We start from the raw sequence: 20,911 nt of genomic DNA on the forward strand, positions 1-20,911 counted from the left end.
TGCTTAAAAAGTTTTTTCAGTGATTTTGTTGCACTTGACTTGACAATCTATCATTTTTCTTTTTCCCGAAAAGGCTTAATTTCTTCGGCTTCGGCTTTACATACTCCATCTGCGGCATAGGACCGTTATTTCGCACCCTTACAGACACATCGGGAACTGAGCCTTCCGCATCCATAATTACCGCTCTGTAAGGGATAAGCCTGCCTTTTTTTACCCTGACAGCGTCCTCAGGGCTGTTAACGGGAACAATATTCGGATTGATCTCCATAGGCTTATACGCACCCGCAGCCTTGTAATACTCATAGTCAGCAGGAGTAAGGTTCTGTATCTCGACCGCAAGCCGCTGAAATTTCAGATCAACTCCCACACCGTAAAAATCCTCCGAATGGATCATTTCGTTATTATAGATAAGAACAGCCGTACGAATATGGTCTTCAACCTCATCAACATCTCCGATACAGCAGGTAACATCTCCGCCGAAGCCGTTCATTGCTGCGGTATGTATTTTCAGCATATTCATATCGTTTGCGGAAGTACCCTCTGTGTCAACGAGAAAATCAAATATTTTCTCTCTGTAATAGGGGTGCCGTCCGAACTGCACCTGACGGTCAAGCCAAGCCTTGTGGCGGTGTCCTATAAGTCCGTTTTCAAGCCTGCCCACATAGAAAATAATGTCGGTATCCTTCATAACATCTTCAAAGCACCTTGCCCAGTCATCAGCCTTATTCAGGCAGCATACGCAGTTGGTATAGCAGCTGTAGCAGGCAGTGCAGCCGAGTATCTTATAATCTCTGATGTTGACGCGTGAGACCGACGCACCCTTTTCCGCAAGGAGCTTTTCCGCTTTTTCTGCGGCAGCCGAGACCCGAGGGTCATCACCGTCCGAAACATCAAAGACCACAGCTCTGCATTTGTCGTCCTTGAATTTTCCGTCCGAACCGCTGACACGCTCCTTGATAAATTTAAACCACCTGATGATCTCCTTTCGTCCGTTATCGCTCAGAATGCTCACATCAAACTGAGACAAAGGGCGTTCATATCCGATACCGTGATTATCAAGGAAATTCTCCACATAGCCCTGCATAGTGATGTCCATTATCTTTCCGCTGGTAGAGTACAGCACAAAGGTCTTTTTCTTCATTATGTCCCCGAATTTTTCGTAAAGGTCATCGAGAAACATCATCATCTGATGAGGAACGCTGAAATGAAAAAGAGAGGTTATCAGCATTATGAGATCGCCCTTTTCCAGAGCAGCTCCGTCATCATCGGAGCATTCGCATTTTCCGCCGACAAGCCTTATATCAAAGCAGTCCTCCGCGAACACCTTCTGAAGATACAATACAGACTGATATGTAATGCTTGTTTCATTTTTGGGTGAGAAGCTGAATACGGTCACATTCATTGCACAGAAGTCCTTTCATAAGTTTATGATTTAATTATAACCTATACCTGCTGACATTGCAATCGTTTTCGTAAAGTCCGAAGTAAAATATCAGCGGTTCTTATTGTGCAATATCACCATTTTTTTATTAAAATGTCAAAAGATATGCTGCAGACAGCCGTAAAATGAAGATACACACGCAGGATATTTTATTTCCGTCTTGAACCATCTGTGTCGTACTCTCTGTAAGCCACCTTTTCTCCGTTTCCGTTATACCAGGTAATACACAGATACCCGTCATCGTCAACATAAACTTTATATGTCCTGGTCATTTTTTCATTCTTATTCTCATCAAGATAACACTGAAGAATTACATTTCTGTCAGAGTCAATATAATAGCGGACATACGGATAATTAGCGTCATCATTCTTTCGCGTATAGCTGTATCCCTCAGATGTCATATCAGGCTTGCCGTAAAAGTTAGTTTTTCTTGTTTCAAGAGAAATAACGCGAAGATTTATAAGCTCATTATCAGGATCATAGCTTTCCACATATTTTTCCAGCCCATTTTGCCAGTACCACGTCACTTCATAACTTCCGTCTGAATTCACCCCTGTCAGCTTTGAATGAATGGTTCCACTGACGTAATAGGAGGTAAAGTCCTCTGCTTTGACAGAAATTTTTTCTGTGATAGCGGGTTCTGTCACCTTCTCCAATTGCTGTTCTGCAGATATGTCTGTGGTTTTTTCGGGTACGTATTGCACAGAAGGAAAAGTTGTGACAGCTGCCGCGGTCAAAGAAGCCTGCGCAGTCGTTGTCTCAGATACATCAGCTGCAGTTTCAGCCGACTGAGGCTCAGCAGCTTCGTTTTCTTTCTGAATGATAATATCGTCCGCATCATAATTCGATCCATCGTACTCTGCCTGCGGCGCTGTGTTCTCTTCCGAATGTACACTCACCGATTTGATGGGGAAACTTTCAGAAACAACAGCAGTTGTTTGCTCAAAAGCAACGGCAGTCTCTGTCATATTTACCAAGCTGGTGCTTTCGCTTTTCTTTCCCGCAGCTAATGCAGCAGCTCCCACCGCACAAATCAAAGCGGCTGCAGAAACAGCTGCCGTTGCTGCTGTCGAAACAGACCTGTTTTTGCTGAGCAGTGCGCGTTCCATCTCTTCCGCATTTCTGTATCTTCCGTCGGGATCTTTGCACATAGCTTTCAAAATACAGCTTTTCAGTTTTGACGAGACCTTTATACCTCTGAAATCAGCACAGCCGTCTGAGGGTATCCTTCCTGTCAGAATATAATAAAGAGACGCTCCCACACCGTAAATATCTGTACGGATATCAATATACGCCATATTAAGATTTTTTGTCCGCGTAGAATTCAGACTGCTGTTGCTGCCGTCATCGAGCTCAGTTTCATCATCGCCGATAAACCTGGTCAGCTCGTGAAAAGCGTCCACCTTAGGAACGCTTACCATTCTGCGGAACTGTTCAGGTGCAGCAAAATTTTTGGAACCGCCGGCAGGTGCCGCAATACCGTCTTTGGATATCATACTTATATTAAAATCTATCAGACAGATATTGTCATAGGGCGTCAGCATAATATTCGACGGCTTAATATCGCTGTGAATTATGGGAGGTATATGACCATGAAGATATTTCAGAGCCGAGCACAGCTGAACGCCGTATTTTATCACCTGATTTTCCGAAAATCTTCTTCCTCCCTCAATAAGCTGCCTGAAATTTTTCCCCTCAATATATTCCATAACGGTATATATTTCATCACCGTCCTCAACAAAATCAATGACCTGCGGAAGGTACTCATTTTTTAATTCCTTGAGGATATCCACTTCGGCCCGGCTGCACAGAATATCCCTGACATTATCCTTGATAAGCTTCACCGCAACATTTTTTTGCATTCTGAGATGATAAGCCTGAAAGACCGTTCCGCCGCCGCCGGAGCCTAAGGCTGCGACGATCTTATATGTATCATTAAGTATCTGACCGATCGTTATCATTTATAGATCACCTTTTATACTGTGATAATCGCAAAGCCGCCTCATTAAAAAAGGCGGCCTGCGGTTATTTCAAAAAATTTTTTATCTCTTACGTCTGCATTTTTTCCTGACCGAAACGGCGGCAAAGGAAACTCCGATAACAGCCGTAAGCATAACAGCGGCGCAAATGCACACAACAGTCTGCTCGGTGCGGTCCATTGTCAGGAGCTTAACACTTTCAAGTCCTGCTCCCGAATCAACGTAATCAACATAAACTACCTCGTCCTTGCTGGTGACATAGCCTGCGGCAGCCGAAATTTCCTCGAACTGCTCCTCGGTAAGATCATCTACATAAAGTGCTACAGGAGAGAATTCATTCATAGAAAATCTTACACAGACATTTCCGCCCTTTTTGGTAATATAGGAGTCAACTTCCTCCATAACATCATTGTGGTTGATATGGAAAACTCTCATTCTGTTTCTCAGCTCAAACATTTCATCGGGAACAACGATATAGAAGGTTATTTTTGCTCCTTCGGGCAGGGAGCTCATCTCCTCATTGGTATCGGCATTAAACAGATCCATATTAAAGGGGTAGTAAACGTAATCCTTCTGACCGACCTTCTTTGCAAAGTCGCAGATAAGTCCCGAAAATCTCAGAGAAGTGTCCTTTGTCTGATCCATTTTCAGCTTAACAGAGCAGTTTAGCTTATTCGTGTCCACCTTGAAATATGCGAGCTTCAGATCGGTGTGGTTGTTTATCTTGATTTCGTAGTCATCTTCGGTAATATCGCCTTCGGATATCTGAGGCTGAATATATGTGGGCGTTTCATAATAGTAAAACTCATCGTCGTCATCATCTTCTTTTTGCTCAGAAACATTTATTATGTATTCCTTATGAACAATCTCGGTAATAACTCCGGGAGCGCAGTATACGGAGGAATTGTTCGTTCTGAAGCCGCATACATACTTGACAGTTGCCGTACCGTTCATAAGAGCTTTGATATATCCGCCCGAGTTAGAAGCCACGCTTGGAGCGTAGTTGACCTCTTCGAGAGTATCAACATAGCTGTAATATTCGTAGCCGTACGTTTCATCATATGTTTCTATACGAGCGTTGTAAGATCTACCCTTTTCAAGGTCTACCAATCTTGAAGTATATCTATGCACAAAGGGCTCGTAGTCCACATAAACATATACACTGTCGCTTACTCCCTGTTCAGTGGTGCAGAAAATTTTTGCAGTGCCCTTGCCCACAGCTGTAACAACTCCGCTGTCGCTGACAACAGCTACATTCGGCTCATTAGTGCGCCAGGAACAGCTTGTATTGAGAGTTGCCTCATCTGCACCTTCGGGAAATTCCTTGGTAAGTTTGAGCTGATAGGTATCACCCGTATTGAGATAAAGGGTAGAAGGTGAGACTGTTACAGTCATTACGCCCTCGTTTGAAACTTCAACCAAATATCGGAAGACATAAACATTATAGCCTGTCTCATTGCTTCCCGAATAGTAGCAGCGGTTATAATATGTACTGCCGGGTCCCACAGCCTTATACTCCTGTGTACTGTAGTTTTCACAGTTCAGGACACTTGAATCGGGATCATAGTCAAGACTGTAAATGTTTGATGCATTCCAGGAGGATTTAAATTCTGTCATTCCGTATGGGATCACAGAGTTAATATCTGTACCGAAGGAAAATGTATCTCCCACATTCATTGATACCCTTCTGTATTCCACAACGGCGCCCGAATAAACATTTTCGCTTACGTTAAAGCTCAGCGTATAAATTGTTCCTTCACTGCCCTTAACAGAAATGCTTCCTTTTCCTGAGCCTGTGGGAATAAATATAATTCCGTAATCAGACATTGAGATCTCAAAATCATTCATTCCGTTCGAAGAAAATGAAGTAATTGAATTTACGCCCTCCCAGAAGTATGGCTGATAAATATCCAGCTGTATAGTTCCGGCATCTGATTCTGTGTCCGACGAGCCTCCGTAGCTTCCGTTCTTTGAAAACTCATAGCTTTTTGAAGCATAAAGCTCGGTAAAAGCCAGACCATACCCGGCTGTGGAAAGGTCAGCCATACCGACCGTAAGCTTATATGACGAACAATCATATGTGCTCGGGAAGATCATATCAAAATATCCGTATTTGTAGCCATCGTTTCCGCTCAGATCAGATGAGATGCAGGATATCTGACGCCAGCCGCCGTTTGACTTGCCGTAAAGGACTGCACCAACGGCATAGTTATCCGCATTATGGACAACTTCGTCTGAACGGTATGAAACAGAGAAAGCCACCTCGCAGTCGTCCTTACCGAAAGAAAGTTTTCCTATACGTGCCTCAATATTGCCTTCCTGATTTTCATGCACCGTAATACTATGCGACAGTGCGGACGCATTTACCGGGAAAAAGCCTATCAGCATAAAGGCGGCAAGCATAAATGCCAGGACCCTTGGCAGAAAGGCAGTTTCCCTTCTGGGAACAAACTCTTTCATCTTAAAACCTCCGTTTAAAAATAATATATCAGAAACGCCGAAGGGCGAATCTTTCTCAATAATAATTGGCGGTGAATTTGACCCCGGGCATTTTCTCCCGAAGAATATCCACCTGCTCCTCCGGAATATTGCAGCGGACAATGGATATCTTTTTCAGACTCTCCATATCTGCAAGGCAGGAAGCGTCGCTTATAAGCGTATTTCTGAGATACAGCACCTCAAGCCCCGAAAGCTTTTCTATGCCGCTTATATCGGATATCCCGTTGCTGCTCAGGGACAGAAAGGTCAGTTCTTCCAGCCCCAAAGCAAAGGAAATATCCGTAAGCTCATTTTCCGCAAGATTTATTTCTTTCAGCTTTGTAAGCCCGGAAACGGGACTCGCAGAAGAAATGCGGTTGGAATGAGCCGACAGCAGCTGAAGCTCCCTGCAGTCTGAAAGGGGCGAAATATCCGCAATGCTGTTGCAGTTGAGATAAAGTATCTTTAAGCCCCTACAGCCATTCAACGGCGAAATGTCCGATATAAGGCACTTGTCGGCATAAAGCTGCTCCAGCCCAGACAGCTCCTTCAAAGGCGAAAGATCGCTGATATCGTTCATATTCATCATAAGCTTGGTAAGCTTTTTCAGCTGCGATATGGGAGATATATCGGTTATTTCCGTTGCCTGGATACAAAGCTGGTCAAGCTCTGTCAGTCCCGATATGGGAGCAAGGTCGGAAACGGGATTGTCATTCACCGTAAGTCTGGTAAGCCCTTTAAGCTCCGACAGAGGTGAAAGGTCGGAAACATTGTTTCGGTCGAGCCACAGATCTTTCAGAGTGGAAAGCTTGCCTATCTCCGTCAGATCGGATATCTCATTGCCGTCAAGGCAGAGAGTTTCAAGCCGCGTGAATTTTCCTATGTCCTTGATATCGCTGTCGGTAAGTCCTTTGTCGCTGAGATCGAGGTATCTGACAGTGGACCTGAATTTCTCTCCTCCGACAATGATATATTTATCGTCCTCGGGATCGCCGAAATCTGCCCCGTCGGGTGGAACATCAATATCCTCCATTCCCAGCTCGGGAACAATATCGGTCACAAAATACCGCTGTACCTTTTCCCCTTCCGTTACCGCTGGGATATCCTGAGCGTCTTTTTCCGAGGAAGCTGCCTCGATAAAGGAAAGCGCGCAGACGAATATTCCCGCAGTTATGACGCACAGCGCCGCAAGACCTGTCTTTTTGGCAATATTCACCTTTCTGTCAAGAAACCTTTCCAGGGCGAACAATGCCTGCGCTGCGTCGTCATAGCCGCCGTCAGCGCCAAAAGTCCTGCCGATGATATGCCTGAGCGGCTTGGGGATATTTTTTGGGACATCCCCCGGCTGAGAACAGTGTTCTCCTGTTATCATAAAGCAGATAACTTCGCCTGCTCCGCGGATATCCTTCTGATATTCCAGATGGAGCTGATCGCCGTATTTCACATCTGCAAGTCTCAGCGCCGATGAAACGCTGATAACAGAGAGCCTCGCCTTTCCGCTTTCGTCTATCCTCACCGTACGCGGAGCTATCCTGCCGTGTATCACAGGAACGGCAAGACCTTCGTGAAGATATCTGCATACCCTGAGTATCTCCGCTCCCGTCCTTACGGCTTCATCGGGTGCGAATCGCTTTCCGCGCCGTATCAGGTCGGTGAGCAGCGCACCCTGCATAAGCTCGCCGACGATAAAGCCGTTCCCGTCGGGGTCGTCAAAGGCATCATAAATATACGGCATATGCTCGTTCTTGATGGAGCGGAGTATCTCAAGCTCCTGAAAATATTCCGTAACAGAGCCGCCTGTATCGTCTGCGGGATATACGGAAACATAGCACTTGGCGCTTCGGCTGTAAGCCTTGTAGCTTCCGTCTCCGCTGATATCGGGCTTTTCCTTGATGATGTATGTATCGTTGATGACATCGCCGATATGCAGCATATCACTTCACCTCGCAGTCGGGAAGAGCATTCTTTATATCGGCAATATCCTCGTCGCTCAAATCGTTTTCGGAGATACTCAGCGTTGTAAGGGAGCTGCAGTCAAGAATGGGTGAGATGTCGGATATGGCGTTTCTGCTCAGATCTGCCGTTCTCAGCTTGTCAAGACCGCTAAGGGGCGTAATATCCGAAACGGAATTTTGCCCCAGGCTCAGGTCCATAAGACTCTTCATATTCTCCAGAGCCGAAATATCGTCGATATCATTTCGCTTCAGTATAAGGGAAGCAATGTTAACATCGCCCGAAAGCGGAGAAATATCCGTGATATTGTTGTCAGCCGCCCATAAATTTGTGAGGAAGCGCTTCCCCGAAAGGGGCGAAATATCACGTATATTATTCACGCTCACATTCAGGAATTCAAGCTTGTCCATCTCCGACAGCGGCGAAATATCGCTGATATTCATATTCTGTGAAATATCCAGCTTTTTCATTCCCGTAAGCCCCGAAAGAGGCGAGATGTCCGAGATGCTGTTGCCGCCGATATAAAGGCTCTCCAGATCGGCAAGCGACGAAAGGCAGGAGATATCCTCAACCTGATTTTTGTTGAGAGTAAGCTCTCTCAGCTCTGTCAGACCGCCTATGGGAGCAATGCTGCTTATTCCGTTGCTGTCAAGGTACAGCACCTGCAGATGGGGCGTTTTTTCCAGCGGCAGCAGCCCATCGCCTATGGCATTGTCATCGGCGCAGAGGTACACAAGCTCACTGAGCCCCGAAATAAATTCAAGAGAGGTAAGACTGTTTTCTTTGACATCAAGTGTAGTTATGGCTGTGTTTTCGGAAAGAAAATCGATTTCCGTCAGTCCGCAGCCTGCCATTGAAAGAGTATCGAGAGCCGGTAATTTCTGCAAAAAGCTCATATCCGCGCCGTTAAGCTCAACTCCGTCAAGGCTTAATTTTTCAAGAGCGGTAAGCTCGCCAAGCAGGTAAAGCTCATCGGCGGAAATGCCTTTGTCCTTGAGATTTATCTCGGTAATGCTTTTTTCATACCTTACTCCTCCAAGGATAATGTATGGGTAATCCTCCGTATTCTCTTTTACCTCAGCGATAGTGGGTTCGCTTTCCGCACGCTGCAGTCTGACAGCCTGATATCCGCTGAACGCCACCAGTCCCGCCACACACAATGCCCCTGCTATTTTAAGACCCGTATAGCTTTTTTTATTTATCTTTTCGATATCCGCCAGCATTTTTTCGGCAGAGCGGTATCTGTTCTCGGGAAGGAGCTGGGTCGCCTTGTTAAGGACTGCCTGAAATTTCGGAGAGATATCGGTGCCCTCAAAATTAAGCTTTTTACCCTTTGGGAGACGTCCCGTTGCGATATAATACAACGTTGCCCCCATACCGTAGATATCCGTCCGCATATCAATGACAGCCTTGAGCATTTCGGTGGCGGCAGTCTGCCGGGGAGATGTCTGTATCTCGGTAAGGTCGTCATCAAAGCCTACAAGTCTGGTCTCCTCGGAAAAGTCCGTAACGTTCTGAGGAACGCTTACCACCTGCCTGTAATCCAGAGTCTGCTCATAGGCGGAGAAATATTTGGAATGACCTATGGCTTTTGTGCTTGCCGAATTGAGATAGGTACTGATGTTGAAATCGATAAGGCATATCTCATCGTTTGGCATAAGCATAATGTTTGCAGGCTTGATATCGCTGTGTATGATGGGCGGGTTCTGGCTGTGGAGATACTTTACCGCGTCGCAGAGCTGAGCCGCATATTTAAGGACTTCCTTTTCCGAATACCTCTTGCCCGACTTGATAAGCTTGTCGAAATCCTGTCCCTCGATAAATTCCATAACGGTGTACACATCGTCACCGTCGCGGATAAAGTCAAATACCGAAGGGAGATTTTTATGCTTGAGCATTTTCAGGATATCTGCTTCGGAACGGTCGGACAGCAGATGCTTGACGTTTTCCTTGATGAGCTTCAGCGCAACATTACGCTGCATACTTATCTGATACGCCTTGTAGATTATTCCGCCTCCGCCCGCTCCTATCCGGGCGTCAATGCGATAATTGTTTTCAAATATCTGCCCTACAGTGAGCATTTATTCGTCCTCCTCTGCGGCGGATATCTCCAGCACCATTCTCCCAAGAGTAAGAACGTCCCCCGATCTTACAAGCTGGGGCTGAAGTACGAGTCTGCCGTTTAAATAGGTTTTATTTGTTGAATTAAGATCTTCCGCAAGAATGCTTTCGCCTACCCGGATAAACCTGCAGTGACGTGATGAAACGGTTTTATCATCCGCAACAATAATATCGCAGGTCTTGCTGCGTCCGATAACGATGCTGTTTTTTCCTGAGCCGTTCATACATATGGGATATTTGCGTCCGCTCCTTTTATCAATAAGAACGAGCCGAAGGATAACCGATGAGGCTTCATTATATATCTCAGCGGTATCGAAAACGGGTGAAGCGCCCGGGATAAACGTATCCTCACTTTCTCCTTCCTCGTCCTGCTCATCATAACGGCGGCAGTAGCTTCGCTGCCTGATGAAGATAACCGCTGTGAGAGCCGCAGCAATAAGGACGAGCAGAAGCAGAATGATATTTTTATACTCCTCAAGGATATCCATATCTCACTTTGCCTGTCTGCACACAGGGCTTCCGCTGCCGACGCACTTTATTATCACTGCGCTGATATTATCCTTTTCACCCTTTTTCTTGACATAGGAGATCATGGCAGCAGCATTTTTCACACAGGCTTTTTCATTCTTTATCCATCTTGCCGAGCTGCGCAGCCTGCTTTCCGTAATGAGCTTGTACAAGCCGTCGGAACAGATGACAAATGCGTCACCCGTTTTGACCTTGTCAGAAACGGTATTGACATAAATGTTGGTGCCGTTTCCAATACATTGCGAAAGCTTGGTCCTTACCGTATTTTCATTGACATTCACAAAAACCACATCGTCCTTGGATATCTGGGAAACCGTCCCGGAAATGCGGTATATCCTGCTGTCACCCACGTTCAGAGCAAAATAATCGCTGTCAGCCGCAAGGACAGCGGCAATAGTTGAGCCTGTCTGTATATCCTCGACCTGAGTTTTTTCGATAATAGCGGTGTTTATCTTGTATATCTTCTGCAGCAGGGAATTGCTCAGGCTGCTGAAATCGCCCGAATAATCTGTGATAGAGTCAAACCATGCTGCCAGCGCCTCGGATATCATACGGGAAGCTATCTCCCCGTCCTTCATACCGCCTATGCCGTCACATACGGCAGCAAAGCATACAGACACACCACCTATCACCTTCTGCGCAAAAAATATACTGTCCTCGTTATTTTCTCTGAAATTACCGATATCGCTTAATCCGCCGCAGCAATATATCATAGACAATCACCCTTTCACGCATTTATTTGCAGTGAATATACAGCCACATTATTTCCGAACATGATCTTGCTTCCGCTGCGGACATCTGCCCACACCCCGGGCTCCGCCTTCTGACCGTCCACAAATGTACCGTTTCCCGAATTAAGGTCGCATATGCTGTAAATGCCGTTTTCAAGCCTTATCCTGCAGTGTCTGCGGCTTATCTTTATGCAGTCTGAGGGAAATTCGATATCAGCGTTTGCATTGGCGGAATTAGCGCTTTTTCTTCCGATGGTGACCGTATCTCCGTCTCTTATATCAAGGGGTATGGAGGGAGGACAGTTTGAAAGCTCAGTGCTTTCCAGGATAAGATATGCGCCGAATATCTGGGTCTCGTCAGCGCCGTCCGAAGCCATTCCCATTATGACGGTATGATCGTCCTCCGACTCATTGGCGGGAGCCGCCGCAGCAGTCTTTGCCGGTTTATTTTTTCCGAAAAGGCTGCCGAAAATATCGGATCTTGGCTTGTTTTTATCCTTAGGCGGCTTGGGTGCCTTCGGGCTTTTTCTGGAGCTTGAAAAAAGATTAGCCATTTCGTCATCGTCATCATCACCTAATACAATGGCGGAGGAGCTGTTTGAGGGCGCAGGAGCAGCTTCGGATACCGCTGCCTTAGGCTTGCCGACATTTTCAAAAACAGGCTCGTGAGGAGCAGAAGCCGATCTTGTCTCCGCAGCCTGCCTGAGGGGATTTGCCTTGAGCCGTGAATTATCCGAAGAAGCAGTTTTTGATGCTCCGGAAGCATTCTGCTCCTTTCTGATATCCATTATCATTTCATAAAGGCTGTTAACGGAGAAATTATCATCGAGAAGCGCCTGGAGCAGGTCTATCCTGAAATCCTTATCGTCAATTATATCGGTATTTCTGAAAATGCTTCTGATGGTATCCATAATATCATCATCAGAGGCACAAAAGCTCTTTTCAAGGATATAGATATACCTTACCTCAAATGTATTGGCGTCGCAAAGAATGTGTTCCTTCTGAAAACAGAATTTGTGATAATCAAGGAGCCATTCGCTGCAGGTCATCATAGGGTACAGCATATTATATATCAGTGTGCAGCATTCCTTTTTGCTCATTCGCATTTTTATGGAAGAAATGCTTCTGTAGCTTCCGATGTCGTATTTCACAACACATCTGTCGAACTTGTTCATTATCTTCACAGGAGCAAGAAACGAGGGAAGATCGGAGGCAAGCATTTTAACTGCTATCCTGTCAAAATTATGATCGGGCTCTGCATTATAGATAAGATAATTGCCTGTAGCTTCAGATATGCTTTCCAGATTTACGGTATTCATTTTAATTATTCCTTTCCTGAAAAATTACAATACAGATTTAGCTTATTGTGAGCAAAGACCATTTGTCCTCAAGGCTCTTGACAGCTGCGCTGCTTCCGCGAAATTCGCGTGCCTCAAAGAACTCGTATTTGTCTATGATATTTCCTCTGACATCTATCAGTCTCCACATTCCGTCATCGCACTGCACAAAGCCCGCATTTTTTGAACAGAAGGAATTTGCGTCCTCGTAAATACAGTCAATGACCACATTTCCGTTTTTGTCCGCAAAGCCCCATTTTCCGTTCATTCTGACTGCCGCAAGCGAACCGCCCGCGCAGAATGGCTTTGCGTCCTCAAAGGAATTGTCATATATTTCTCCCGAGGTGTTAATAAGCTTAACGCTGCCGTCGGTCTTGATGAAAGCTCTTCCGCTCACCACCGCTTCGCCGCAGGAATTGACCTTTATCTCCTCACAGCTTACCTCAAGCTTGTTGTCATCATCACCGAAAAAGCTCCATTTTCCGTCTGTACAAAGAGCTCTGAAGCCCTCTGAGGCAGCTCCCAGAAAATCGTAGCCCTTTTCGCTTACAATAAGATCGGACGCCATATGCATTTTACCGTCGCTGCACATCACCACAGTCTTGTTCTTGCCCTCCGTGCGTACAAGTCCCGTTACCGACTCGTCCTTGCACAGAGCATACCGTACTCCCTCGCTGTTGATAAGGATATATTCATCTCCGAGCTTAACCGATGCATAGCCATTGGCGGAAACATTGGTAGCCTCGGAATAAATATGCTCAGTAAGCTGCTTTCCCGAGGAGGAATAAATGCCCCAGAGCCCTGTTTCCGTGTCCATGACAGTAAAAAAATCATTGTCTGCGGAGCCTATATTTTTGAAGCTGAAGGACGCCCGAGAATAGCTGTACCTGTTTTTTTCATACATCTGCGTAAGCTCGTCTGAAAAAAGCTCTTCTCCGCTGTACTGTCCTGTAAGTCCCTTTATCCCGTAATATGCCGGAAGCTTGTCGCCGTCAAATTTAACAATTCCTTTTGCAAGAACAGAAAGTCCGCTCTTTTTTTCCCGCTCATTGAAATAATACTGCGCAAGTCCCAGATATTCTTCCTTTTCAGCTCTTCCGCCATTGATACGGTCATTTATCATTGAAAAATATTCTTCGGTATATCCGCCGCTTTGGTAATATTCCATAAGGATATCCTCGACCTCGGTGTACTTTATCTCAGTATCGATGCCATACGCTTCAACAGCCAGAGGAACAGCCTTCACATATATCTTATCCTCGGCATAAGCAGCCGCCTGAGCCAGCAGCTCACGCTGTTTTTTCAGCTTGGTACCGTTATTGGAGCCAACAATATACCACGCTGCCAGCATTACTGCTATAAGCGGAATTATAAGCAGAAATTTGTATTTTGACATAAGTCCCAGCCTTTCGCAAATGGATTAAATCAGTTTATCTGAAGCATAATAAGTGCTCCCGCAAACAAAAACGGACATAATGGTATCTGAGTTCCCGCCTTGGCTTTTTTGCATATCATCAGCACTGCCGAGAACAGGCTGCATAATATCAGTCCGTAGAGCAGGGTGCCGAAGGATTTGTCTATGGTAAAAAACAGTCCGAGAACAGCCGCCAGCTTGACGTCTCCGCCTCCCAGCTTCTTTTTTGTAAGAAAATACCCGATAATGAACACAATGCCGTTGAATACCATTCCGCAAAGAGACATTACAGCTATCTGCAATGCAGCGTAAAAGTCAACAAGCATATTTATCAGGATAAACGCCGCCCATACCCCAAGCATAATGAGCAGGACCCTGTTGGGTATCCGTTTTTCTCTCAGGTCGGTAACGGTGAGAACGGAAAGCAGGAGTATGCCCAGATAATACAGCATTAAGATCCTGATATCGGTCTGAGCGCCCCATGCAAAGCTCAGTGCCATTCCTGCGATACCCGCACAGCCTGTGGCAGTTACCGTTTTGCTGTTGTACAGCAGACAGTTCGGAAATTTCGGGGAATTTTCCTTATATATCCTGTACACCCAGAAATGCAGCAGAATATAGTATACAAGAAAAGCTGCAATGATAAACAATGTATTCATATTCATTTCTCCGAAGCTCAATTGGGATATTTATAAGAGTCATCGCCCTCTCCCCAGCTGAGGCTGACCGCTCTCTGAACGATGTGGAAGGTGCTTGCCTCCTTGGGAAGAATGGTGAACGGCAGCGTATAATCATATGTCACGATAACATCAACGACCCTGTTGTTTATAGATTTATTTGCGTCTCCGGATATTTCGGGAAGCAGCGAGGAATTTGAAAAATCAATATTTGAGATCCCCATTCTCGAAAGGAACGCCTCCTTATCTCCCCCGTTATATCCCAGATATTTGTAGGTCAGAGCAGGATAGAGAAGATACGAGCCCAAAGCCGCCTTGCCGTTTTCAAGAGCTGAATTGGCACAGTAGCCCAGGATCCATTTGATTATGAGCTTAGGATCGTTCAGAAGAGCGTCGATATACTGCCCCAGCGACTCAGCGTCGTTTTCAATGCTTGAAAAATTTTCCTTATAGCTGTTAAAATCGATATTATCACCGAAATTTTCCACATTTATCTCTCCGCTGCCAATACCGCTCACGTCCTTGGAAAGGGAGCTTATAACAGAGGAGCTTGCGTCAATGATGCCTATCATATTTCCAATAGCATTATCGGTAGTTTTGAGATTTGAATTATTTATCTGCTGTACCTTACCGTTGACCTCACGCAGACCGAGATAGCTGTAGAAATAGGAATATGTAGCCACCTCGTTGGAGGTCTGCGTAATGGCATACTGCATTTTAGAATGGACGGTGTACAGCGAGATAAGAGATATGAATGACAGCACAGCTATCATAAATATGGGAAGGACCAGAGCTGCTTCCACAAACATAGCCCCCCGCTCGTCTTTTTTCACAGTTATCACTCCTTTAATATGTTCGAATAACGGTATAGGAAAATCCGTCGTTCAATATCTCAGTTTTACCGCTGCCGAGATAATCATCCACAGTATCCTGATTTAACACACCGCCTAAAATAAGCAGATTCATCTGATCGATACTGCAGGTAGCCTTTACGGAAACAGAAGCCTTTGACAGCTTATAATCAAGCTCATTCGCATTATTGATGCTTTCCTTATTACCAATTATTCTGTAATTCATATTCAGCTCCACAAGGTTTTGCGTTCGCTCGACTATGGTATCCGTATTACAGAACAGCATCGTGCATAGTATCACAAATTGACTGTAGTTAAATTTAATAGGCTCTTTGCCGCTTGAGCTGTCGGTTTTCTTGTTAAGGGGCGATGAACCTCCGCTTTCCTGAGTAAACAGGGAATCCATAGCATTTTTCAGCGTAGGATTATTCTGTATATTCTGCATAAGTGTCATATGGCTCAGCTCCGATTTGTAAAGAGCTATGCTTTTTCCCTCGTAAAGAGCCTGCAGATCAAGATATGTCTCAGCCATAGCAATGGCAGCTCTTATCAGCGGCGGAACTATCAGAGCGGCAATAGGTATTCCCGCCAGAGCATTTCTGATGGTTGCGATCGCATTGTTTATCTCCTTGATGGAATAGGTGCTTGCAAAGTTCTCAACAGCTCTGATTATGGTTATCTGAGTTCTGACAGCCTTTAAGTTACCCTGGGCGTCTCTGTTGCCCCAGTAAATATACTCAAGCTCTGCGCCGCCCAGGAACGGGTCTTCCCCGTCCGGCGTCACCGTGTTCACAAGATAATTGGTCTTATCGGTAATTTTTTCACCCTTTAAGGTCTTGCCCTCGAAATTATCTCCCGAACCCGTCTTTTCATCTTTTTTATCCTCTTCGGAGGAACCGCTTTTCTTGTCGGGGTGCTTGTCAAAGGTAGCATTCGTAAAGAAGTGCCAGTCATAGTCCATCATCAGCAGCTTTGTCAGATAGTACGAGCCGTTTCTCTCTGACGCTTCCGTCCTCACGTCACCGGTGAAATCTCCGTCATCTCCGAAAAGCGAGCTAAGATTTTGTTCTTTTACAGCCTCGGTAGATATGCCGTTCTGTATGCAATCGGGTATCCTGACCCCGTCAAAGCTTTCGATAAGAGACTGTCCCGCGTCTCCCGGTCCGATAATTTCCTTTATGGTTTTAAGCAGGTCCTTGTAAACCTTGGTCTTTGCGTCCTTTTTCTGACTTGAGCCGCCTTCTCCGTACCAGCTGACCAGAATTTTCCAAAGCTCTGTATAATTCTGTGTGCGCGGATTTGCAGTACCCTTACCGTCAGTTATCTTGAACCATTTCTTATCAAGTCCCAATTCATTTTCAACAGAAATATGGTCTTTGTAAATGATGTTGCTGTCATCAAATAACAGATCATATGTCAGGGCTGTATCATTTGATATATAGAGCTCAAAATTCCAGATGACCATGTTTCCGTCACCGCTTCCGTTAGCAAAATTATTCAGATTATCAAGCTGTGTACCGATATATGTTACAAGATATCTTTCTATACTGTTAAGATACTGTATCTGTGATTCCAAAACAGCTTTGTCAAGCTCAAGAAGCTCCTTTAGCTTGTTAAGATACTCTTTATTCTTTTCATACTGCTGTGCAAGATATTCGTAATCAAAATCACCCACAAACTGAATATTGCCCGAATCTACTTCTTTAAGATCGACCTTATTCGGGTCGTCATAATTGGTCGCGCTGAAGCTGTATTCGTCCTTCATACCCGCAGCCATATCGTTATCGGGCATACTGTCGCACAAATTTATAAGCTCATCGCGTGAATCCTTCGCATTTGTTGCGACCTCGCTTATACCCTCCTTATGGCTGCCTAAAAAGCCTTCACCGCCTCTGATAAGCTCCTGCAATTCTTCAAGCTGCTTGATTATGCTGTTATCTTTATCGTTAAGCTGTTTGCTGATCTCATCATAATAATCTTTCATATCTGTCTGCAGATCGTTGATCTTCATCAGCATCCGATACTTAGGGTTCCAGTTTCCTAATTTTCCGTAATTACTGTGCCAATTTAAATAATTTTCATTTTCAGCACCAATGATCTCCTTATAGCAGTATACCTGATATAACAGATTACTTGAATACTGACTCGGATTGCTGTTTCCCTGAATAGTGTTTTCTATCTCATTTTTCCATTCTTCATAGTATGAACTGTCGGATTTGACATCGGACTTCAGACTTGTGAAAAGACTGCCGAGTTTTGAATCGCTGTTTCTGACGGTAATGCCGTTTGATTTCTTACCGCCTGCAAGGTCTGCAAAATCATCGCAGATAGCATTAAATCTGTCGGAAAAGCTGTTGTTGTAATCTATGACCTTATCCGGTATAGTCCACTCTGTATACTTATTTATATCGCAGAGCTTATCATACATTTTTTTCAGCTTATCATCCAGCTTATTGTAATTGTCATCGACCTCTTTTCGTTTTTTCATAAGCTCCTTGTTCTGCTGTGCCTGCTTACTTTGATCGACAGCGTCAAGGATACCGTTCCACGCCAGATCGGCAGGACCGATTATCTTCATATAATCGCATACCTCATCGGCAAACACCTTAGGATTTGACAGATTTGCCCCGTTTCTTTCGTTTGGGTCACAATCACCGTTGCTTGGGTCACAATCACTTTTGCTTCGGTCGCAGACGCTGTCCAGTATCATTTTTGTATTGCCGTAGGGAGCCCATAGGCTTTCGAGGGGAGCGCCGCCCTTTCCGATAAATACAACATTATTGGGTATGTACTGCAGGTCGGATCTTGAAGCATTTGTAGTCTTGCCCTTGCTTGCAGGGTCATAAGCCGACGCCATATATTCCTTTATAACATCAAGGGCGGCAAGCGCCTCATCATTCTGAGTGACCGCAAGAAGTCCGTAAACATCGTAAAGCATCTCATCGTACTGACTGAGTACCGCGTCCGCATAGCTGTAGGAAGCTGCCGCAGCCTCGGCGTGATAAAGCTTTATCCTGGCAAAATCAATCATCAGCCCCGAAAACATCAGCACGGGAATAAGCACCAGGCATATAAATACCGTTACACCGCCCCTGGTATTCTCTTTCCAGAAGAATTTAAATAATTCAAGCTTCTCTCTTATTTTCATTTCAACTGACCCCCTTAAAATTATCCTTTGATGAAGTTAAGGAATTTGTCAACGCTGCTGCCGAATATGCTGTCGATCTTCTGATCAAGTCCTGTTTTTATCATAAAGTAATCCACCACGTCCGTTATTCTCATGACCGAAACGCTGTCGCTGACCACGATCCTTGCGTCGGCTTTCAGCTTTATGCTGTTGTCAAGTCCGAAAAAGCCTTTAATGAACGGAAGCTTGATAGTCTGGGTCGCTGTAGCCTTCAGCTCACGGTAAATAATAAAATTAGCAGTGGACTGAAAATCGATCTCGATCCTTGTGTTATGAAAAACACTGCCTTCTTCTCCCGAGGAGAAATTCAGAAAACGGTAGTTATTGAAAAACATCTGCTCAAACTTTGCTTTGTCGGGCTTTGCCGCCAGCTCTTCGATACATTCCGCATATATATTTGTAAAGCTGCCGCTTGCCTCGGGAGCCTCGGCATTAGTATACTGCGTATTTCTGACATCATTGCCTGCCAGGTCTCCGAAGCCGATATACGAGTCTGTAAGCTCTGTTCTGTAGTACATAAGGGCTGTTTCCAGAGCGGACTGCATATTGGCTTTCATAGTAAGCATCATACTGATAAAAAGCAGGGTCATTATCATTACCAGCATAATGGGATATATTATGGCAGCTTCCACAATAAGGAAAACTCCGCTTTCGCTTTTAATAAGCTCTTTCATTTTCATACGCCCTTTCAAAATATATTTTTTCATAATATCCTGCGTATATCACACAGATTTCACAGAGAAGAAGTACTATTTGTCTTTATAAGGCAGTCTCAATGACGCAGGCGAATTTCTTCACCTGCGCGGATTCAGACAGCCTTGCCGGCAAGCTCACAACTGCAGCCGAAAGTGTCTAAATGATCAAATTTGAGGCTCTGAAGTTAATCCGCCTGCCTGGCTTTCAGCATTACCGAAAATAGTGCCCATAAACTCAGCGATCTTATCCTTAAATGCCAAAGCAAGACCTACTGCAATAGCGATAAGAATAAGCGAAACAACGATACCCGAAACACCAAGCTCGTTATGAGCGAGCTCTGAGATCTCCTGCTTAGCTCTGTCCTTGGCGATATCAGCCTTAACATATGCCTTGAGCGCCAGCTCACTGCCCTTCTGAACAAGTTTAGTCATACTTTTACCTCCTCTTTTCAGCCCATCGAGCCCATATTCATTGCAATTGGAACCATAACAAGAGCCATAATTCCCGCAAACATCAGGAGAGTAGGCACCATAAGCTTACCCTGCGCCAGCTCTCCCAGCCTTTTGGCGTTGTGCTTTCTTTCAGCCCAGCTTTCATCAGCGAGCTGATTGAACACGGCGCCGATCTCAGAATTTCCCTTGGAGATATTCTGTAGAATAGATGTTGCCAGCTTGGTTGTATATTTATTGCTGCAGTTGTTCATAAAGTTAGTATAGGCAACAGCCGGACTTATGTTATTATTCAGTTCGTCTGTTGCTTTGCGCATTTCATCGTAAAGTGCGCCTCTGCCCTTTTCGGAAACCAGCTCCCACGCTCTTGCCACCTCCATGCCCGAGGTAACGAGCAGCGCCATCTTCGAGATAACATTAGGGAACTGAGCTGTTATCTCCGCCTGTCTTTTTTCGGTTTTCTCCCTTAATTCGTCAAATGGGAGATAGCACAGCACCACCGCTGCCAGCAGCAGCGCCAGAGACAGTACTATCCCGTCGCTTCCCCTGCCCGTTATGGACATAATGGACATTATCATCAGAGCCAGCGCCGCGGAAAGGTACACATAGGAAGCGGTAAAAGCAAGCATATATGCCGCATTTCCTGCAGCACCCGGCTTTCCGTAAAGTATCTCGCTCCTGTTTTTAAGGTCCTGAAACAGCTTGCTGTCGGCAGTGACAATATTCATAGAAAAGAGGATATATCCCACAGAGGGGATTATATTAAGGAGCCCCGCTTTTCCTTTTTTTAATTTATCAAGCTCTTTTTGTATCTCAGCAGTCTTTTTTGCACTGCTTTTTTTGGCATTCTCAGCCCTTTTTCCGTTTGCCTGTCCTATCTCGGCAAGCTCTTCGAGCTTTATCTCAAGCTTAGCCTTTTCCTCGGCAATTTTACGCTGCTTGATATTCATCTGCGCCTTGACCGAATTGGCTATCTGTGCCTTGCCCACGGAAAGGCTGACTATCACCCAGAATGCTATCATTACAGTGGCAATGACCATAAGTATGTATTCCATATCCGTTCCTCCCC

15 protein-coding genes are annotated in these 20,911 nt (G+C 45.2%); all 15 read right to left on the bottom strand.

Going from position 1 to position 20,911, the window contains the following annotated elements; genetic code table 11:
• Positions 1–16: 16 nt before the first annotated feature.
• The 15 genes from ACI4J0_RS08875 to ACI4J0_RS08945 all read right to left on the bottom strand — a co-directional run bounded on the left by ACI4J0_RS08875 (position 17) and on the right by ACI4J0_RS08945 (position 20,897).
• Positions 17–1,402, bottom strand: coding sequence for a hypothetical protein (locus tag ACI4J0_RS08875; protein WP_439765457.1), 1,386 nt, complete (start codon positions 1,400–1,402; stop codon positions 17–19).
• Between the two features lie 188 nt (positions 1,403–1,590).
• Entirely contained in the window at positions 1,591–3,402 is a 1,812-nt protein-coding gene (locus tag ACI4J0_RS08880) for a serine/threonine protein kinase (protein ID WP_439765458.1), read from the bottom strand.
• An 81-nt stretch (positions 3,403–3,483) separates the two neighbouring features.
• Positions 3,484–5,880, bottom strand: coding sequence for an Ig-like domain-containing protein (locus tag ACI4J0_RS08885; protein WP_439765459.1), 2,397 nt, complete (start codon positions 5,878–5,880; stop codon positions 3,484–3,486).
• A gap of 55 nt (positions 5,881–5,935) precedes the next feature.
• Positions 5,936–7,831, bottom strand: a complete 1,896-nt coding sequence (locus ACI4J0_RS08890) for a leucine-rich repeat domain-containing protein (protein WP_439765460.1) — start codon at positions 7,829–7,831, stop codon at positions 5,936–5,938.
• Between the two features lies 1 nt (position 7,832).
• Positions 7,833–9,932, bottom strand: a complete 2,100-nt coding sequence (locus tag ACI4J0_RS08895; protein ID WP_439765461.1) for a leucine-rich repeat domain-containing protein — start codon at positions 9,930–9,932, stop codon at positions 7,833–7,835.
• On the bottom strand, positions 9,933–10,460 hold the full coding sequence (locus ACI4J0_RS08900) for an FHA domain-containing protein (protein WP_439765462.1): 528 nt from the start codon (positions 10,458–10,460) through the stop codon (positions 9,933–9,935). It lies immediately after the preceding gene.
• 3 nt (positions 10,461–10,463) lie between these two features.
• Positions 10,464–11,213, bottom strand: coding sequence for a PP2C family protein-serine/threonine phosphatase (locus ACI4J0_RS08905; protein ID WP_439765463.1), 750 nt, complete (start codon positions 11,211–11,213; stop codon positions 10,464–10,466).
• 14 nt (positions 11,214–11,227) lie between these two features.
• The gene (locus ACI4J0_RS08910) at positions 11,228–12,550 is read right to left on the bottom strand and encodes an FHA domain-containing protein (RefSeq protein WP_439765464.1); all 1,323 of its coding nucleotides are present in this window, start codon (positions 12,548–12,550) and stop codon (positions 11,228–11,230) included.
• A gap of 37 nt (positions 12,551–12,587) precedes the next feature.
• Complete coding sequence (locus tag ACI4J0_RS08915; RefSeq protein ID WP_439765465.1) at positions 12,588–13,964, bottom strand: WG repeat-containing protein; 1,377 nt, start codon at positions 13,962–13,964, stop codon at positions 12,588–12,590.
• A 29-nt stretch (positions 13,965–13,993) separates the two neighbouring features.
• The gene (locus tag ACI4J0_RS08920; protein WP_439765466.1) at positions 13,994–14,641 is read right to left on the bottom strand and encodes a prepilin peptidase; all 648 of its coding nucleotides are present in this window, start codon (positions 14,639–14,641) and stop codon (positions 13,994–13,996) included.
• Positions 14,642–14,658: 17 nt separating this feature from the next.
• The gene (locus tag ACI4J0_RS08925; protein WP_439765467.1) at positions 14,659–15,492 is read right to left on the bottom strand and encodes a TadE/TadG family type IV pilus assembly protein; all 834 of its coding nucleotides are present in this window, start codon (positions 15,490–15,492) and stop codon (positions 14,659–14,661) included.
• Between the two features lie 13 nt (positions 15,493–15,505).
• On the bottom strand, positions 15,506–18,658 hold the full coding sequence (locus tag ACI4J0_RS08930) for a DUF5702 domain-containing protein (RefSeq protein ID WP_439765468.1): 3,153 nt from the start codon (positions 18,656–18,658) through the stop codon (positions 15,506–15,508).
• A 20-nt stretch (positions 18,659–18,678) separates the two neighbouring features.
• Complete coding sequence (locus ACI4J0_RS08935) at positions 18,679–19,371, bottom strand: TadE/TadG family type IV pilus assembly protein (RefSeq protein ID WP_439765469.1); 693 nt, start codon at positions 19,369–19,371, stop codon at positions 18,679–18,681.
• Between the two features lie 186 nt (positions 19,372–19,557).
• Positions 19,558–19,824: a Flp1 family type IVb pilin gene (locus ACI4J0_RS08940; RefSeq protein WP_439765470.1), complete on the bottom strand. Its 267-nt coding sequence runs from the start codon at positions 19,822–19,824 to the stop codon at positions 19,558–19,560.
• Between the two features lie 17 nt (positions 19,825–19,841).
• Complete coding sequence (locus ACI4J0_RS08945; protein ID WP_439765471.1) at positions 19,842–20,897, bottom strand: type II secretion system F family protein; 1,056 nt, start codon at positions 20,895–20,897, stop codon at positions 19,842–19,844.
• Between the last annotated feature and the right edge of the window lie 14 nt (positions 20,898–20,911).

This window comes from Huintestinicola sp., from assembly GCF_051882455.1.
Taxonomy (GTDB): Bacteria; Bacillota; Clostridia; order Oscillospirales; family Ruminococcaceae; genus Huintestinicola.

Coding starts and splice junctions, on each gene's coding strand:
- ACI4J0_RS08895 (WP_439765461.1), bottom strand. CDS start 9,932: ATGCTCACTGTAGGGCAGATATTTGAAAACAATTATCGCATTGACGCC.
- ACI4J0_RS08875 (WP_439765457.1), bottom strand. CDS start 1,402: ATGAATGTGACCGTATTCAGCTTCTCACCCAAAAATGAAACAAGCATT.
- ACI4J0_RS08900 (WP_439765462.1), bottom strand. CDS start 10,460: ATGGATATCCTTGAGGAGTATAAAAATATCATTCTGCTTCTGCTCGTC.
- ACI4J0_RS08930 (WP_439765468.1), bottom strand. CDS start 18,658: ATGAAAATAAGAGAGAAGCTTGAATTATTTAAATTCTTCTGGAAAGAG.
- ACI4J0_RS08880 (WP_439765458.1), bottom strand. CDS start 3,402: ATGATAACGATCGGTCAGATACTTAATGATACATATAAGATCGTCGCA.
- ACI4J0_RS08945 (WP_439765471.1), bottom strand. CDS start 20,897: ATGGAATACATACTTATGGTCATTGCCACTGTAATGATAGCATTCTGG.
- ACI4J0_RS08915 (WP_439765465.1), bottom strand. CDS start 13,964: ATGTCAAAATACAAATTTCTGCTTATAATTCCGCTTATAGCAGTAATG.
- ACI4J0_RS08940 (WP_439765470.1), bottom strand. CDS start 19,824: ATGACTAAACTTGTTCAGAAGGGCAGTGAGCTGGCGCTCAAGGCATAT.
- ACI4J0_RS08890 (WP_439765460.1), bottom strand. CDS start 7,831: ATGCTGCATATCGGCGATGTCATCAACGATACATACATCATCAAGGAA.
- ACI4J0_RS08935 (WP_439765469.1), bottom strand. CDS start 19,371: ATGAAAGAGCTTATTAAAAGCGAAAGCGGAGTTTTCCTTATTGTGGAA.
- ACI4J0_RS08885 (WP_439765459.1), bottom strand. CDS start 5,880: ATGAAAGAGTTTGTTCCCAGAAGGGAAACTGCCTTTCTGCCAAGGGTC.
- ACI4J0_RS08920 (WP_439765466.1), bottom strand. CDS start 14,641: ATGAATACATTGTTTATCATTGCAGCTTTTCTTGTATACTATATTCTG.
- ACI4J0_RS08910 (WP_439765464.1), bottom strand. CDS start 12,550: ATGAATACCGTAAATCTGGAAAGCATATCTGAAGCTACAGGCAATTAT.
- ACI4J0_RS08905 (WP_439765463.1), bottom strand. CDS start 11,213: ATGATATATTGCTGCGGCGGATTAAGCGATATCGGTAATTTCAGAGAA.